The 15,078-nt window shown below is 71.2% G+C and carries 14 protein-coding genes; 8 read left to right on the top strand and 6 right to left on the bottom strand.

What is annotated here, in order from left to right; all coding sequences use genetic code 11:
- Positions 1-4: 4 nt before the first annotated feature.
- Entirely contained in the window at positions 5-1,723 is a 1,719-nt protein-coding gene (locus E1288_RS40710) for a TIGR03767 family metallophosphoesterase (protein ID WP_132494021.1), read from the bottom strand.
- Between the two features lie 324 nt (positions 1,724-2,047).
- Between E1288_RS40710 and E1288_RS49995 the strand changes: the two genes are divergently transcribed.
- Both E1288_RS49995 and E1288_RS47555 read left to right on the top strand, forming a co-directional pair.
- Complete coding sequence (locus E1288_RS49995) at positions 2,048-2,170, top strand: hypothetical protein (protein ID WP_268952017.1); 123 nt, start codon at positions 2,048-2,050, stop codon at positions 2,168-2,170.
- 31 nt (positions 2,171-2,201) lie between these two features.
- A complete protein-coding gene (locus E1288_RS47555) occupies positions 2,202-2,375 on the top strand; it encodes a hypothetical protein (RefSeq protein ID WP_165968528.1) in 174 nt (57 codons plus the stop codon).
- 3 nt (positions 2,376-2,378) lie between these two features.
- Here E1288_RS47555 and E1288_RS40715 read toward each other — a convergent pair whose 3' ends face one another.
- Positions 2,379-3,203, bottom strand: a complete 825-nt coding sequence (locus E1288_RS40715) for an oxygenase MpaB family protein (RefSeq protein ID WP_235884150.1) — start codon at positions 3,201-3,203, stop codon at positions 2,379-2,381.
- 89 nt (positions 3,204-3,292) lie between these two features.
- Here E1288_RS40715 and E1288_RS40720 point away from each other — a divergent pair, with 89 nt between their 5' ends.
- On the top strand, positions 3,293-3,919 hold the full coding sequence (locus E1288_RS40720) for a TetR/AcrR family transcriptional regulator (protein WP_132494012.1): 627 nt from the start codon (positions 3,293-3,295) through the stop codon (positions 3,917-3,919).
- A 120-nt stretch (positions 3,920-4,039) separates the two neighbouring features.
- On the opposite strand, the gene E1288_RS40725 is transcribed toward E1288_RS40720, so the two are convergent.
- Complete coding sequence (locus E1288_RS40725) at positions 4,040-6,352, bottom strand: transketolase-like TK C-terminal-containing protein (RefSeq protein ID WP_132494013.1); 2,313 nt, start codon at positions 6,350-6,352, stop codon at positions 4,040-4,042.
- Between the two features lie 133 nt (positions 6,353-6,485).
- Here E1288_RS40725 and E1288_RS40730 point away from each other — a divergent pair, with 133 nt between their 5' ends.
- Positions 6,486-6,974 carry an Lrp/AsnC family transcriptional regulator gene (locus tag E1288_RS40730; RefSeq protein ID WP_132494014.1) on the top strand — a complete coding sequence of 163 codons (489 nt, stop codon included), beginning with the start codon at positions 6,486-6,488 and terminating at the stop codon, positions 6,972-6,974.
- A 124-nt stretch (positions 6,975-7,098) separates the two neighbouring features.
- Here the strand turns inward: E1288_RS40730 and E1288_RS40735 are convergent, their stop codons facing one another.
- Complete coding sequence (locus E1288_RS40735) at positions 7,099-8,130, bottom strand: DNA polymerase IV (RefSeq protein WP_165968529.1); 1,032 nt, start codon at positions 8,128-8,130, stop codon at positions 7,099-7,101.
- 338 nt (positions 8,131-8,468) lie between these two features.
- Between E1288_RS40735 and E1288_RS40740 the strand changes: the two genes are divergently transcribed.
- The gene (locus E1288_RS40740) at positions 8,469-8,951 is read left to right on the top strand and encodes an NUDIX domain-containing protein (protein ID WP_132494016.1); all 483 of its coding nucleotides are present in this window, start codon (positions 8,469-8,471) and stop codon (positions 8,949-8,951) included.
- Between the two features lie 142 nt (positions 8,952-9,093).
- Positions 9,094-9,918, top strand: a complete 825-nt coding sequence (locus E1288_RS40745) for an MOSC domain-containing protein (RefSeq protein ID WP_408014313.1) — start codon at positions 9,094-9,096, stop codon at positions 9,916-9,918.
- On the opposite strand, the gene E1288_RS40750 is transcribed toward E1288_RS40745, so the two are convergent.
- Positions 9,915-10,937: a phosphotransferase enzyme family protein gene (locus tag E1288_RS40750; RefSeq protein WP_132494018.1), complete on the bottom strand. Its 1,023-nt coding sequence runs from the start codon at positions 10,935-10,937 to the stop codon at positions 9,915-9,917. The genes E1288_RS40745 and E1288_RS40750 overlap by 4 nt on opposite strands.
- A gap of 82 nt (positions 10,938-11,019) precedes the next feature.
- Here E1288_RS40750 and E1288_RS40755 point away from each other — a divergent pair, with 82 nt between their 5' ends.
- Entirely contained in the window at positions 11,020-12,171 is a 1,152-nt protein-coding gene (locus E1288_RS40755) for a MalY/PatB family protein (RefSeq protein ID WP_165968530.1), read from the top strand.
- Here E1288_RS40755 and E1288_RS40760 read toward each other — a convergent pair.
- The gene (locus tag E1288_RS40760) at positions 12,157-13,494 is read right to left on the bottom strand and encodes an MFS transporter (RefSeq protein WP_132494020.1); all 1,338 of its coding nucleotides are present in this window, start codon (positions 13,492-13,494) and stop codon (positions 12,157-12,159) included. The two genes, E1288_RS40755 and E1288_RS40760, sit on opposite strands and share 15 nt — an antisense overlap.
- Positions 13,495-13,963: 469 nt before the next feature.
- On the opposite strand from E1288_RS40760, the gene E1288_RS40765 reads away from it, so the two are divergent.
- A partial coding sequence (locus tag E1288_RS40765) for a GH116 family glycosyl-hydrolase (protein WP_268952018.1) occupies positions 13,964-15,078 on the top strand: 1,115 nt, incomplete at its 3' end.

Raw genomic sequence — 15,078 nt, forward strand, 5'->3', positions numbered from 1 at the left:
GCGCTCAGCGGGTCGGCATGCGCCCGGCGACGAACAGCTCGGTGTTGCGGTCGCCGGGCTCGCCGAGCTGCGCGAGGTCGGTGTGCGGGTCGTTGAACGACAGTTCCCGGTACAGCGAGGCGAGCCCCGCCGGCGAGCGATCGTCGTAGTCGACCTGGTACGGACTGTCGGCCTCGATCAGCGTGGTGAACAGCGACAGCGTGCCGTCGCCGTTGTCGACCAGCTCGATGACGCGCGCGAGCTGCGGGAAGTCCACATGGGACGCCGTGTTGATCTCCCAGAACCCGCACGCCGGATCGTCGGCGTGGTGCGGCGTGATCGCGTTGCGGTGGGTGTGCCCGTTGACCCAGGCCAGCACGTTGGGGAAGCGCTTGAGCAACCGCACCACCGCGTTGCCGCTCTTGCGGATCTCGCCGGGCCTGCGGAAGTCCGGCAGCAGCGCCGTCATCGACGCGCTGGTGTGGTGGCTGAACAGCACGAAGAGCTCGTCGGAGGCGGACTGCCGCTGCTTGCGCCCGAAGGCGTCGTAGTACTCCGAGCTGCCGCGCGTGAGCACCTCCTCCAGCCACTGGTACTGGGCGAGTCCGAGGGAGCCTTCGGCGAAGCCGGCGGTGTTCGTGCTGTCCAGGCTGATGCCGGTGACGCCGGGCGCGATCTGGAAGGTGTAGTACGGCTCGGTGTGGTCGGCGTCGAAGCCGTGGCCGACCGGCCCCGGCCCGGTGTTGGCCGGATCCAGGTGGGCCTGGATGAACTCCTCGGTCTTGAACGGCCGGCGGCGCTCGTCGGGCGTGACGGTGCGGATGATGCCGCTGCGGGTTTCCACCGCCAGAGCCGACCGCTGCCGGTCGCCCCGCAGGAGGGCGGCGACCTCGCGGGTCTCGCGCTCGTCCCGGCCGATGATCTTGCGCGAGCCGGTGTACCAGTCGTGCAGACCCGGGATCAGCTCGTCCGGCACCGTCCCGACGACGGCGTTGTCGTGGTTGCCGAAGACCGCGTACCACGGGATGCGCAGCCCGGGGCTGTCGAACGGCCGGAGCGCGTCCGCGAAGAACCCGTCCAGCACCGGGAAACCGCGCTCGCGGAACCGGTCCGCGACGCCGCCTTCGGGATGCCAGTACAGCGGGTCGCCGGAGTTCTGTACGCCCTCGTAGCCGCCGGGGTCGCCGGTGTTCTGCGCCAGTCGCCCGCCGTTGAGCACCGCGAAGTACCAGTCGAGCTCGGCCTGCTCGTGGTTGTCGGTGCTGTCGCCGGTGGTGATCATGAAGTCCAGCGGCCGGCCGGTGACCGGCCCGCCCGGCAGGGCGTTGACCCGCTGCACCAGGTGCGCCGCGGCCAGTGCGCCGAGCGTCTCCTGCGGGCGCCACGCCCCGCCCGCCAGCGGGTGCACGTACTCGAACCGCGCCGGGCTCTGCGCGTCCACCAGGTGCAGGTCGGTGAACTGGACGAAGGAGGCGATCGGCACCCGGCGGTCGTCCCGGCCCGCGCGGCCCTCGACCAGGTCGGTGCGCACCACCTGCGACCAGCCCGGGCCGGCCACCAAGCGCCGGTAGCCGCTGCCAGGCGCGGCGACGGCCGTGCGCTGCAGGGTCGTCCCGGCGGCGTTGAGCACCCTCGGGTCGGCGCCCCTGGCGAGCGCCGGGCCGGCGCCGAGCAAGCCGCTGCCGAGGACGGTTCCGGTGATGCCCGCGGCCCGGAGGAAACCGCGCCTGCTCATCGCTGCCATGTCTAGTTCCCAGCCCTTGCGTCCCTGATCAACCAACTGATCAGAAAATCTTTCATGTTTACTGGGCGCAGCACACCCCCGAGCAGGTGACGATCAGGAGAACGAAAACCGACGAATCGACCACCCGGGCCGCTCGGTCCACATCGGCCGGTCCCGGTCATGAGTGCGAAAACCGGCTCTTACCGGCCCTCGCACTCACGACCCCCGGCCCGGCTCGCCGAGCAGCGGGAACCGAGCGAGCGCGGATCGCGTCCCAACCGATGCGCGGTCGACGAGAAAGATCGGCGGCGCCCGAACATCCACCCCCGGAGGAACGCCGCCTCCATGATGATCTTCGCCGCGCTCACCCTGCTCGCCGCCATCGGGGTCGCGGCGCTTGGCTTCCGCGATCAACGCGCGCTGTGGTGGCGCTTCCAGGCCATGACGAGATCGGGCTGCTCAAGGTGACGCGGGTCGGCGACCTCCGGCGGAAGGCACCGTGGAGTATGAGGGTCAGACGACCGTGGAGCGGTACAACATCAGCGCCGACGACGTCGCGGTGTGCATGACGGTCACCGCCACCACCATCAGCGAAGGGGGCCTTTCGTCGCCTTACCTGCCGCCGACCTATTACTACGCGCTCTCGGCCACCGTCGCCGACGGATCCTGCTGAGCTTCAGACCAGCGGGCGGCCCGTCCTGATCCGGCGCCGCAGGTCCCAGAGGATGAGGTTGAACGGGAACCGGCGCACCACCGGCGGCACCCGCCGCACGATCGCCGCCAGCACCGACATCAGGGCGTCGAACCGGCGCTGGTCCCGGCCGTTCCAGGGCAGCCGCATCTCCGCGCGGAACCGCTCCGGCAGGAACCCGGTCGTCACGAACCTGTTGAAGCGGCCGACGAGCAGCGCCACCGGGCGCGGCAGCCAGGCCAGCATCGTCACGTCGTAGAGGTAGGCGCGCACGGTGTCGTCGATCGAGATGCGCTCCAGCTCCCCGGCCCAGTACTCCTCGAAGGCGGCCCGGTCCGGCGGCCACGCCTGCGCCGGCACCTGCAGGGTCGTGCCCAGCACCGCGCCCTCCCGGTAGAAGGCGTCCGCAGTGGCGGCGTCGGGCTCGCCGAAGAAGATCCGGTAGTTGTCCTCGAAGCCCTTGTACAGGCAGGCCGCGACCCACAGCTGCAGTTCCGGGTCGAACGCGTTGTAGGCGACCGGGCTGGAATCCGTCGAGCGCACCTGCGCGTGCGCCCGGTTCACCCCGCGCCGGAACAGCTCCCTCTCCTGGTCGGTGCCCATCGCCGCGACCACCAGGTAGGCCAGGGTCGTGCGGGTCCGCTTCACCGGGTGCCGGAACAGCTGGCCGGATTCGACCCTGCTCTCCACCACGCCGTGCCCCACCCCGGGACGGGCCAGCTGCATGATCACGTTCGCGTTGCCGGCCAGCAGGCCGACACCGAGCACCGCGTCCTCGATCCGCCTTGCCTTCGTCGCCGAAACAGCCACCGCCGCCACCCTCCGCACCGAGGCCCATTCTGCACACGGCCGTTCCCAGATAGGGAACAGCGGTCCCGGCGATCTGTCAAGATGAGCGGATGAGCACGTCTCCACTGCGGGTCTACGGCGGAGTGCAGGGCGATGACCGCCAGGCCGAACGCCGGGCGCAGTTCATCGAGGCCGGACTGGACCTGCTCGGCGCGCCGGGCGACAGTCCGACCCTGACGGTGCGCGGGGCGTGCCAGCGGGCGGGCCTGGCGACGCGCTACTTCTACGAGAGCTTCGCCGACCGCGACGCGCTGGCGGCGGCGGTGTACGACCACGTCGTCGACGACCTCGCCACGACGACGCTCGACGCGGTCACGTCGGCGTCGCCGGGCGAACGGGCCAAGGTCCGGGCGGGACTGGAGAACATCGTCCGCACGATCGCCCACGACCCGAGACGCGGCCGGCTGCTGTTCTCGATCTCGCTCTCCAGTCCCCTGCTGGCGCAGCGCCGCCTGGACTCCTCGAGGCTGTTCGCCGCACTGCTGGGCGGTCAGGCGAAGGACTTCTACGGCATCACCGGAACCCCGCACCTCGAACTCACGACGCACTTCATCGTGGGCGGCCTGGCCCAGACCCTGACGGCCTGGCTGGACGGCACCCTGGACGTCGACGAATCCCGCCTCATCGACCACTGCACCGAGATCTTCCTGGCCATAGCAGCAGGATTCACCACCTGACTGACGAGACCCCGCATCCCCGGGCACCCGAATCCCCGATGTCGTGCCGCAATTTCCATTGAAATCGAACCTTCGATTTCAATGGAAATTGCGGACCCACCGGGACGCGAGGACCTGCGGTCAGGCGTGGTCGGTGATGTCGAGGGCCGTGCGGACGATCGTGTCCGCGTCCAGGCCGTGGTAGCGGTAGACGTCCTCCAGAGAGCCCGACTGGCCGAAGTTCGTGACGCCGAGGTGGGCCGCCCGGACCCGGTTGATTCCCGCCAGGAACGCCAGCGTGTGCGGGTGTCCATCTAGGACGGTCACCAGCGGCGTCGCCCGGTGCGCCGGGAAGACCTGGTCCAGGATGCCCGCAGCGCCACCGGCTCCCTGCCGCGCCCGCAACGCCTCGAACAGCAGGCCCGGGCTGGTCACGCACACCACGTCCGCGCCGACGCCCTGCGCTTCGAGCCGGTCTGCGGCCGCCAGCGCTTCGGGCACTAGCGCGCCCATCGCCGCCAACGTCACCTCCGGCGCCTCGTGGCGGCGCAGCGGATACGCGCCGCCGATCGCCAGGCGGCGACGGCGCTCGCGGGCCGCCGGGTCGGCGGGCACCGCCGCGAGCGTCTGGTCGACCGGCCGGGTCGACAGGCGCAGGTAGGCGGAGCCGCCGTCGGGTCTGCCGAGGCGGGCCAGCGAGGCCAGCAGGCACCACTCGGTGTCGATGGCGAACGCCGGCTCGTAGCTGGTCAGGCCCGGCTGTTCCAGGCCGATCGACGGCGTGATCACGGACTGGTGCGCGCCGCCCTCCGGCGCGAGGCTGACGCCCGAGGGCGTGCCCACCAGGATCGACTGGCCGCCCGCGTACATCCCGAACGACCACGGTTCCAGTGCGCGCCCGACGAAGCAGTCGTAGACCACTCCGATCGGCAGCAGCGGCTGGCCCCAACGGCTCCAGGTGGCGCCGAGTTCGCCGAGCAGCCCGACCAGGTTCGTTTCGGCGATGCCGAGTTCGATGTGCTGACCGGCCGGGCGTTCCCGCCAGTGCAGGATGGTCTCGGCGTCGTCGGCGAACCAGTCGACCCGTTCGGTCGGCGACCACACGCCGACCTTGTTCAGCCAGCCGCCCAGGTTCGTCGACGAGCTGACGTCCGGTGCCAGCGTCACGATCCGCGCCGCGGCCTCCGGCGCCCCGCGCGTCAGGTCCAGCAGCGCGCGGCCGAGCGCGGCCTGCGTGGTCGTGGTGCCGGTCGGCGTCCGCCCGATGTCCGCCGGCAGCTCCGGTGGCGACACCTGCGGGCGCTCGCGGCGGCGCAGGCGCGCGGCGGCGTCGGAGCACCGCCGACCGGCCGGGCTGCCGGCCTCGAAGCGGTGCCACGGGTCGTTCAGATCGGCGCCGACGTTCTCGGCGAGCTGCTGCATCTGCTCGGCGCTCAGCAGCGAGCCGTGGTTCTGCGGGTGACCCTCGCTGGCCAGGCCGTATCCCTTGATGGTGTAAGCGAAGATGACGGTCGGCCGGGTGTCGTCGATGGCGCGGAACGCGCCGTCCAGCGCCGCCAGGTCGTGCCCGCCGAGGTTGCGGATCGCCGCGGCCAGCGCCTCGTCGTCCACATCGGACAGCAGCCGGGCGATCTCCCCGCCGTCGACGCCGGGCAGCCGCTCGCGCAGCTGTTCCGGTGTGCAGCGCAGCAACCGCTGGTACTCCGGGTTGCTCATGCCGTCGATGCGCGCCCGCAGCGCCTCGCCGCCCGGCCGGGCGAACAGCTCTTCCAGCAGCCGCCCGTACTTCAGGGTGAGCACCTGCCAGCCGGCGGCGGCGAACATGCCCTGCAGGCGGTTGGCCGCGATGTTCGGCACGACCCGGTCCAGGGACTGGCGGTTGAGGTCGACGATCCAGACGACCTCGCCGAGGTCGCCGACGGTCGGGTCCATGATCGCTTCCCAGCAGGCGCCCTCGTCCAGCTCCGCGTCGCCCAGCAGCGAGTACTGCCGCCCGGTGCCCGCGCCGCCGACGTGGCTGTCGACGTAGCGGCGGGCCACCGCGCCCCAGATCGGGGCGGTGGCGCCGAGTCCGACCGAGCCCGTCGAGTAGTCCGCGGGGTCGGGGTCCTTGGTGCGGCTCGGGTAGCTCTGCAGGCCGCCGAACTCGCGCAGCGTGGTCAGGTGCGCCTCGTCGAGCTCGCCGAGCAGGTAGTTGATCGCGTGCAGCACCGGCGACGCGTGCGGCTTCACCGAGACCCGGTCCGCCGCGGTCAGGTGCTCGAAGTACAGCGACGTCATGATCGACACCATCGAGGCGCAGGACGCCTGGTGCCCGCCGACCTTGAGCCCCGAGACGTTGGGCCGCACCCGGTTGGCGTGGTCGATGATCGCGGCCGACAACCACAGCACCCGCTGCTCGACCTCGCGCAGGGATTCGGCCGTCGCCGCCTGGACCGGTGCCGCGCTGGTCATCGCGCCTCCTCGGGAAAGTTGCCACATTGCTTCGACGAGAACACCAAGAGCACAATCACTGCACAAGTTCCTGACCTTATTTTGCACATTCTGCACCGACACGGCTCGGTGCGAGCCGACGGAGGTGAGCATTGTGCCCAGCGCCGACACGCTCGACGAGGTGGACATCCGGCTGCTGCTGGCGCTGCGGGAGGAGCCGCGCGCGACGGTGGTCGCGCTGGCCGAACGCGTCGGGCTGTCCCGCAACACGGTGCAGGCCCGGCTCGCCAAGCTGGAGCCCAGGCTCTGGTCGTTCGAGCGGCGCATCGACCCGGCCTCGCTCGGCCACCCGCTGACCGCGTTCATCACCGTGCAGGTCACCCAGCAGATGCTCGGCGAGCTGGCCGAGTCGATGGCGCAGATCCCGGAGGTCGTCGAGGTCTTCGGCCTCACCGGCGCGACCGACCTGCTGGTGCGGGTGGTCGCGGTGGACGCCGACGACCTGTACCGGATCGCCGGGCAGGTCCTGGCGACGCCGGGCGTGGAGCGCACCAACTTCGCGCTGGCGATGCGCAGCCTCGTCGACTTCCGCCTGACCCCGCTGCTGCGCAAGGCCCTCGCCGAACGCGAGCACGCGGACTGAGGTGAACGGACTGTTGACTCCGCGTACCGGAACGAACGGTCCGTTCACCTCGCCCCACCGAACTCGCCGGTTTGGAGCGAACGGACCGTTGACTCCGCCTAGCGAGGTGAACGGGCCGTTCGCGTCAGCTCTCCGCTCGGGCGATCTCGGCCCGGACGCCGAGGAGGCGGACCGGGCGGTCCAGCGGGAACCGGCCGAGGGCCGTCTGGGCCGCGCCGTCGATGGTTTCGGCGTCGCGGGTCGGGGCCGGGAGGGACACGCCGTGGGTGTGGGTGGCGAAGCGGGAATCCCGCACCTTCACGACGACGCGGCGGGCCAGGACGTCCTCGGCCGCGAGGTCGTCCGCCACGACGCGCGAGAGGCGGGTGATCTCCAAGCGCATCTCGGCCTCGTCGCGCAGGTCCCGCTGGAAGGTGACCTCCCGGCCGTGCGAACGGGCCTGGTAGGGCTCGTCGGTGACCGGGGTCGAGTCGTAGCCGTGGGCGAGCGCGACGAGCCACGGCCCGATGTTGGGGCCGAATTCGCCCGCGAGGTCCGCCATCGCCGTCCGCGCCAGGTCGCCGACCGTGGCGATGCCGCGCGCGGCGAGCTTCTTCGCCGTCTTCGCGCCGACGCCCCACAGCGCTTCCGGCGGCCGGTGCGCCATCACCTCGACCCAGTTGGACATGTCCAGCCGGAACACCCCGGCCGGCTTGGCCAGCCCGGAAGCCAGCTTCGCGCGGAGCTTGTTGTCGCCGATGCCCACCGAGCACGCCAGCGCGGTGCGCTCCCGCACGTGCTGCTGCACCGATCTGGCGGTCAGCTCGGCGTCCTCGGTGGCGACCAGCATGAACGCCTCGTCCCACCCGGCGACCTCCAAGATGCCGCCGACCTCCCGCAGCGCCGTCATCACGTCGGCGGACGCGGCGAGGTAGGTCTCGCGGTCGGCGGGCAGGAACACCGCCTCCGGGCAGCGGGCCGCGGCGGTGCGCAGCGGCGTGCCGGAGCGAACCCCGAACTCGCGGGCCTCGTAGGACGCCCCGGCCACGACACCGCGCTGCTTCGGGTCGCCGGAGCCGCCGACGAGCACCGGCCGCCCGCGCAGCTCGGGATGGCGCAACAGCTCTACGGCGACGATGAATTGATCGAGATCCACGTGCAGCACGACCCGTTCCACGCTGCCAGCATCGACGGCTTCCGGGATTTGCGCCAGAGAGCCTGTTCCCAGACTCGTCCTGCGTGGCGGTGCGGGTGGCTGAACTCAGACGCCTTCTCACTCCGGGATCCCCGACACACGTATGCCCAATACGACGCGTCGGGGCTGTCCTCGCGAGAAGACGCCTGAGAACCCGCGGCGGTGCAAGTTGCGAGGGTGGGCTAACCGGCTGCGCCGCTTCAAAGACAACTACGCACCCTGCACATCCAAAGCAGCCTCTAGAGCGGGCAACCTCGCGTCACCATCCACATCGGACACCGCCGTCGTGCGCGTCGGGGTGGGTGCGCGACACTGGTGGCGTGAGCAAGCGAAGCGCCGGCATCCTGCTGTTCAAGGTCGAGGACGGATCTCCGCAGGTCCTCGTGGTGCACCCGGGCGGCCCGTTCTGGCGGAAGAAGGACGCCGGTGCCTGGTCGATCCCGAAGGGCGAGTACGAGCCCGACGAGGACGCGCGGTCGGCGGCGGCCCGGGAGTTCGCCGAGGAGACCGGCATGTCGTTGACCGACCGCGAGCTGTCGCCGCTGGGCGAGGTGAAGCAGCGCAACGGCAAGCTCGTGACCGCCTGGGCCGTCGAGGGCGACTTCGACCCGACCGCGTTGCGCAGCAACGAGTTCGAGGTGGAGTGGCCGCCGAAGTCGGGCCGCCGCCAGAGCTTCCCGGAGGTCGACCGGGCCCTGTGGTGCGATCCGGACACCGCCCGCGAGAAGCTCAACGCCGCCCAGGCCGAGTTCGTCGATCGCCTGCTCGACCTGCTGCGCACCACCGGCCGCCTGCCGCGATAACCCGTTGACGACGAGGCCTCGAATCGGCAAGCTTCTCTGCAACGCGGTCGAGAGGCGCTGCGACGGGCTGTGCCCGCCACGCTTGGCCGCCGACGCGAAGGGACACAAGGGCGCCTCCTGACCGAGGAGGTGCGCCACGTTCATCGCGCCAGGCGAGATCGCCGCTCTCATCAGCTACCCGGTGAAGGGATGCGCGGGAATCGCGACGAGCGGTTCCACGCTGACCCAGGCCGGGCTCGAACACGATCGCGCGTTCATGGTCGTCGACCTCGATGGCACCTACCGGACCCAGCGCAGACATCCCCGGCTCGCGCTGGCTCAGCCCCGGGTCGACGGGGACCTGATGACCCTCTCGGCGCCGGGAACCGACCCGCTGACCGTCGCCGTGAACAGCACAGGTGCGCGCCGCCCGGTCGACCTGTTCGGCGCGCCGTACCTGGGCATCGACCAGGGCGACGCCGCCGCGGAGTGGTTCTCCGACCTGCTCGGCTCGCCGAGCAGGCTGGTGCGGGTCCCGCCCGAGCACGACCGCGTGACCGACGGCGCGACCGTCGGGACGTCCGGCTACGCCGACAGCTGCCCCGTGCACCTGATCTCCACGGCGTCGCTGGACCTGCTCGACGAGCGGCTGGCGGAGGACGGTTCGGCGCCGCTGCCAATGAACCGGTTCCGGCCCAACATCGTGATCAGCGGCTGGGACGACCCGCACACCGAAGACCTGGCGCGCACGATCTCGATCGGCGAAGCGGCGCTGGGTTACGCCAAGCTCGCGATCCGCTGCGCCGTCACCACCGTCGACCAGGAGACCGGTCTTCGAGCCGGCCCGCAGCCGCTGCGCACCCTCGCCCGGTACCGGCGGGCGGATGCGGGAATCGCCTTCGGCACCAAGTTCGCGGTCGTGCGCCCGGGCAGGCTGTCCGTCGGCGACAAGGTAGTCGTCGAAGCCTGGGGTGCAGCCGAGATCTAGCTCGTGACCGCCGCCGAACCGTTCCCCGCCGAGGCGAGGGCGAGCCCGACGAGGCCAGTGGACGACACCACGCCTCGGAAGAGGGCCAGCGCTTCCGCTCGCTCGGCCTCCGGGGCGCGGTTCTCCAGCACCTGCGCGGCCGGGACGGCGAGGTCCTCCAAGGCGCGCACGCAGCGGTAGTAGGCCAGGCGGTGCGGGTCGACGTCCACCGGCCCGTACCCGGCGAAGAACCACTGCTGCTCCTGCCGGCCGACCGGCGCGAAGGGCAGCAGCACACCGCCGATCACGAACAGGAGATCGCGTTCCCGCGGGGCGAGGACCGCGTCGTCCCAGTCGATCAGGGACACCTCCGCACCGCGCAGCAGCAGGTTCCCCAGGTGCGGATCGCCGTGGCAGACGACCTCGGGCGCGTACTGGGCGCGGAGCTTCCGCCCCATGGCATCGGCGTGCGTCAGCAGCGCCGCGATGCGGTCCGCCGCCGAGCGCCACTCCGCGGCCAGGGAGCGGACGAGGTGGTCGTCCGGAAGTTCGCCGGAAGTGCACTCGCCGTGGAGCACGCGCACCGCCGATGCCCAGCGCTCGTGCGTGTGTTCCTCGCGCGGCAGCGACTCCGGCGCCTCCGCCACCGGCATGGCGTGCACCTGCGCGAGCATTGCTCCATAAGCCTCCCAGTGCTCTGCCGTCATCCCGCCATCCAGCGCGCCCTCGTCGGACGCCCACGGCGCCAGGGACAGCCGGCGCCCCGCGCGCTCGCTCCACAACCCGCCGCCACGCGTCGGCACCGGCCCGGCGACGCCCGGCACTCCGCGCCCGGCGAGCCACGCCGACACCGCCAGCCCCGCCGTCGTGCCGCCGCCGCTCCAATTGACCGCGTACCGCTCCCCCGCCGCGGAAGTGCCGCGCCAGACCTCGGCGGCCACGTCCGCACCGCTGCCTACCGGATCGAACGCCACGAGGTCGATGCCGAAGTCTTCCCGAACCCACGCCCGCAGGCGCTCAGCAGCGGCGATGTCGGACATGACCGCACCTAACCACGCGAACCCGGCGTCGCGCCAACGAATTTCGCCGATCGAGCACCGCTGGCACTGCATAATGACGGGAATGACGGTTGCGGAACTGCACGCCGAATTCGATGCCCTGCGCCCCGACGAGCTGCGGCGGCGCAGCTCCCAGAAGTGGGCCCTGGTCGATCCCGACGTCCTGCCCGCCTGGGTCGCCGAGATGGACTACCCGCTGTGCCCGGTGGCCCGCGATGTGCTGCTGGAGCTGGTCGAGCGCTCCGACTTCGGCTACCCGGTGATCGGCGAGCACCTCGCGGCGTTCGCGAATTGGGTTGCGCGGGAACAGGATTGGCGCGTCGATCCCGCGCTGGTCTCGCCCGTCGCCGACGTGATGGCGGGCTTGGAGGCGGCGGTGCGCCGCCTGACCGCGCCCGGCGACGGCGTCGTGCTGCTGACCCCGGCCTATCCCCCGTTCCTGGCCCTGCTCGACCACCTCGACCGGCCGGTCCGGGAATGCCCGCTGCTCGACGCAGAGGACGGCTGGCGGATCGACTTCGACGCGGTCGCCGACGCGCTCGCCACCGGCGCGAAAGCGGTGCTGCTGTGCCACCCGCACAACCCGACGGGCCGGATCTGGTCGCGCGACGAACTGCGGACGCTCGCGGAACTCGCCGACCGGCACGGGGCTTTCGTGATCAGCGACGAGGTCCACGCGCCGCTGCGCGCGAGCGATCAGGACTTCGTCCCCTTCGCCGCGGTCGGCGACCGGGCCGTCACGGTGACCAGCGCGTCCAAGGGGTGGAACGTCCCGGGGCTCAAGTCCGCGGTGCTGGTGTGCCAGGAGTCGACGAAGCACCTCCTCGACACCATCCCGCCGTACGAGAAGATGCGCGCCTCAGCACCCGGGCTGGCTGTCGCGACCGCCCTGTGGCGGGACGACGGCGGGTGGCTGACGGCGGTGCGCAGCTACCTGGACCGCACGCGCGACCGGTTGCAGGAGTGGGCGGGCGAGCGCTCGCGGGTCCGGGTGCACCGCGGGCAGGCGGGGTTCCTGGCCTGGCTGGACGTCCGCGAGCTCGGGCCGGAACCGGCGGAGGCGCTGCTGCGGGACGCCCGGGTCCGGGTCAACTCCGGAACGAACTACGCCCCGCCCGGCTCGACGGCCGGACGGGGCTTCGTCCGCTTCAACCACGCGACCTCGCTGCCGCTGCTGGACGAGCTGCTCGCGCGGTTGGGTTCAGTGCTCGATTGACGTCTCGCGGGTCTCCCTGGAGATGATCAGCGCGATCAGCGTGATGGCGGCCATCGCCGCCAGGTAGACGCCGACCCAGCCCAGCCCGTAGGAGCTGGCCAGCCAGGTCGCGATGTACGGGGCGACCGAGGCGCCCAGCAGGCTGGCCAGGTTGTAGGACACCGAGGCGCCGGTGTAGCGCACCGCGGTCGGGAACAGCTCCGGCAGCACCGCGCCCATCGGCCCGAACGTCATGCCCATCAGGCCGAGCCCGACGATCAGGAACGTCACCGTGGCCACGCCGGAGTCCGCGCCGAACCACGGGCCCAGCAGCAGGCCGAACACGATGATCGCGACGGTGGTGAAGATCAGCGTGGGCCGCCGCCCGTAGCGGTCGGCCAGCCAGCCGGCCAGCGGGACCGTCAGGCCGAAGAACACCACGCCGACCAGCAGCATGACCAGGAACTGCGAGCGCTCGTAGCCCAGGCCGGTCTTGGCCGTGCCGTAGGACAGCGAGAACACCGTCATCAGGTAGAACAGCACGTAGGTGGCCAGCATGATGAACGTGCCGAGCACCAGCGCCTTGAGGTCGCTGCGGAAGACCCGCGCGAACGGCACCTTCGCGCGCTCGTTGCGCGCCACGACCTTCGCGAACGCCGGGGTTTCGTGCATGCTCAGCCGCACCCACAGGCCGACCACGACCAGCACCGCCGACACCAGGAACGGCACGCGCCATCCCCAGGACAGGAACGTCGCGTCGTCCATGAACTCCGACAGCAGCAGGAACAGGCCGTTGGCGAAGAAGAACCCGATCGGCGCGCCCAGCTGGGGGAAGGTGCCGAAGAAGGCCCGCTTGCCCGCGGGCGCGTTCTCGGTGGCCAGCAGCGCGGCTCCGCCCCACTCGCCGCCGAGGCCCAGGCCCTGGCCGAACCGGCACAGCGCCAGCAGCAGCGGCGCGACGACACCGATCTGCTCGTAGCCGGGCAGCAGGCCGATCAGCACGGTCGAGATGCCCATCGTCAGCAGCGACGCGACGAGCGTGGACTTCCGGCCGATGCGGTCGCCGAAGTGCCCGAACAGCGCGGAGCCGACCGGGCGGGCGACGAAGGCGATCGCGAACGTCGCCAGCGACTGCAGGGTCGCGGCGGTGGGGTCGCCCGCCGGGAAGAACAGGTGCGGGAAGACCAGCACCGCGGCGGTCGCGTAGACGTAGAAGTCGTAGAACTCGATCGAGGTGCCTACGAGGCTGGCGAGCACGACCTGCCGGGTCGAGTTCCGCGGGGTGGGATCTCCCGATGCTCCGGAACCCCGCACTCCTGGTGCTGGGGCTTGGCCGACCGCCATAACGTCGAAACCTTCCTCGTAACACGAATACCTGTTTCCAGGCTCGTTCTGCTTGGCGGTGCGGGTGGCGGAACCTCAGGCGCCTTCTCGACTCCGGGATCCCCGACACACGTATGACCAATACGACGCGTCGGAACTGTCCTCGCGAGAAGACACCTGAGAACCCGCGGCGGTGCAAGCTGCGAAGGTGGGCTAAGCGGCTATGCCGCTTCAAGAACAACAACCCGCCCTAGCGCACCCCACCCCATTCAAAACGGCCTCTGCAGCACTCTAAACCTCGGCCGACCACTAGCCGAGACACAGCTCCCGCATAGTGGGCATCCTCACGGCCGGTAACGATCCCCGGCCGTTCCTCCGACCGGATGATCAACGTACCGAGTGACCACGCGAACACGCAGTGAATTCCTAGAATCGACTGGTTTCGCACCGAAGACGACCACCCGCGCGGTAGCGCAGAGGGAGTTGCGTCGTGTCCGCCGAAGCTGAACGCGAAGACCTGTCCGACCGCGGCACCCCGAGCCGGTTTCGCGGCGAGGAGCTGAAGTTCGTCGGGATGCCGATCGGCGGCATCGGCTGCGGGCAGCTCTACCTGGGCGGCGACGGGCGCCTGTGGCTCTGGGACGTCGACAACCGGACCGCCCCGGCCAACATCAACGACCTGCACTTCACCCGGCCACCGCTGCCGAGCTCGCCGTTCGAGCACGGCTTCGCGGTGCGCGTCACCGACGGCGACGGCGAGCGCGCCCGCTGGCTCGACGCGCGCGGCTTCCCGGAGGTGACCTTCGCCGGGCGGCCACCGGCGGCGGAGATCGACTACGCCGATCCGGGCGAGCCGGTGCGGATCGCGCTGAACGCCTGCTCGCCGTTCGTCCCGACCGAGATCGACGACAGCTCCTACCCCGCGGTGTTCCTCGACTACACCGCGACGAACACCGGGACGACCACGGCGGAGGTCGAGGTCGCCGGGTTCCTGGCGAATCCCGTCTGCCTGACCAGCAGGCACACCCGGCCGCTCCGGCTGCGCTCCCGGGAGTTCGCCTTCGACGGCGCGGCCGGCGTGCAGTTCACCGCCGCCGAGGGAGCGCCGGAGAACCCGGGACGCGCCGACATCGTGCTGGAGGACTGGGAAAAGCCCGACTACGCGGGCTGGTCGGTGACCGGCGACGCGTTCGGCAGCGGCCCGGTCCGCACCCTCGACCGGCCCGGCTACCAGGGCGAGGCGGGCGCGTTCGGGATGCGGATGGCCGATTCGCACGCGAGCGCCCCCGGCGACGACGCCGGGGCGCGGGATCGAGCGACCGGTTCGCTGCGCAGCGAACCGTTCCGGATCGAGCGCAACTACCTGCGGTTCCGCCTCAGCGGCGGCAACTACCCCGGCACGTGCTGCCTCAACGTCGTCGTGGGCGGCGCGGTCGTCGGCACCGCCACCGGCTCGTTCAGCGACCGGCTCGCCGACCGGGTGCTGTACCTGGGGCCGTGGCAGGGCGAGGACGCGGTCATCGAGATCATCGATGCCGAGACCGGGCCGTGGGGCCACGTCGGCGTCGACCAGCTCCGGCTCACCGATCACGCCCCCGCCCAGCC

Origin of the sequence: Saccharopolyspora elongata, from assembly GCF_004348985.1 — a bacterium.
Taxonomy (GTDB): Bacteria; Actinomycetota; Actinomycetes; order Mycobacteriales; family Pseudonocardiaceae; genus Saccharopolyspora; species Saccharopolyspora elongata.

Coding starts and splice junctions, on each gene's coding strand:
- E1288_RS40750 (WP_132494018.1), bottom strand. CDS start 10,937: ATGTCCGACATCGCCGCTGCTGAGCGCCTGCGGGCGTGGGTTCGGGAA.
- E1288_RS40760 (WP_132494020.1), bottom strand. CDS start 13,494: ATGGCGGTCGGCCAAGCCCCAGCACCAGGAGTGCGGGGTTCCGGAGCA.
- E1288_RS49995 (WP_268952017.1), top strand. CDS start 2,048: ATGATGATCTTCGCCGCGCTCACCCTGCTCGCCGCCATCGGGGTCGCG.
- E1288_RS40755 (WP_165968530.1), top strand. CDS start 11,020: ATGACGGTTGCGGAACTGCACGCCGAATTCGATGCCCTGCGCCCCGAC.
- E1288_RS40725 (WP_132494013.1), bottom strand. CDS start 6,352: ATGACCAGCGCGGCACCGGTCCAGGCGGCGACGGCCGAATCCCTGCGC.
- E1288_RS40720 (WP_132494012.1), top strand. CDS start 3,293: ATGAGCACGTCTCCACTGCGGGTCTACGGCGGAGTGCAGGGCGATGAC.
- E1288_RS40710 (WP_132494021.1), bottom strand. CDS start 1,723: ATGGCAGCGATGAGCAGGCGCGGTTTCCTCCGGGCCGCGGGCATCACC.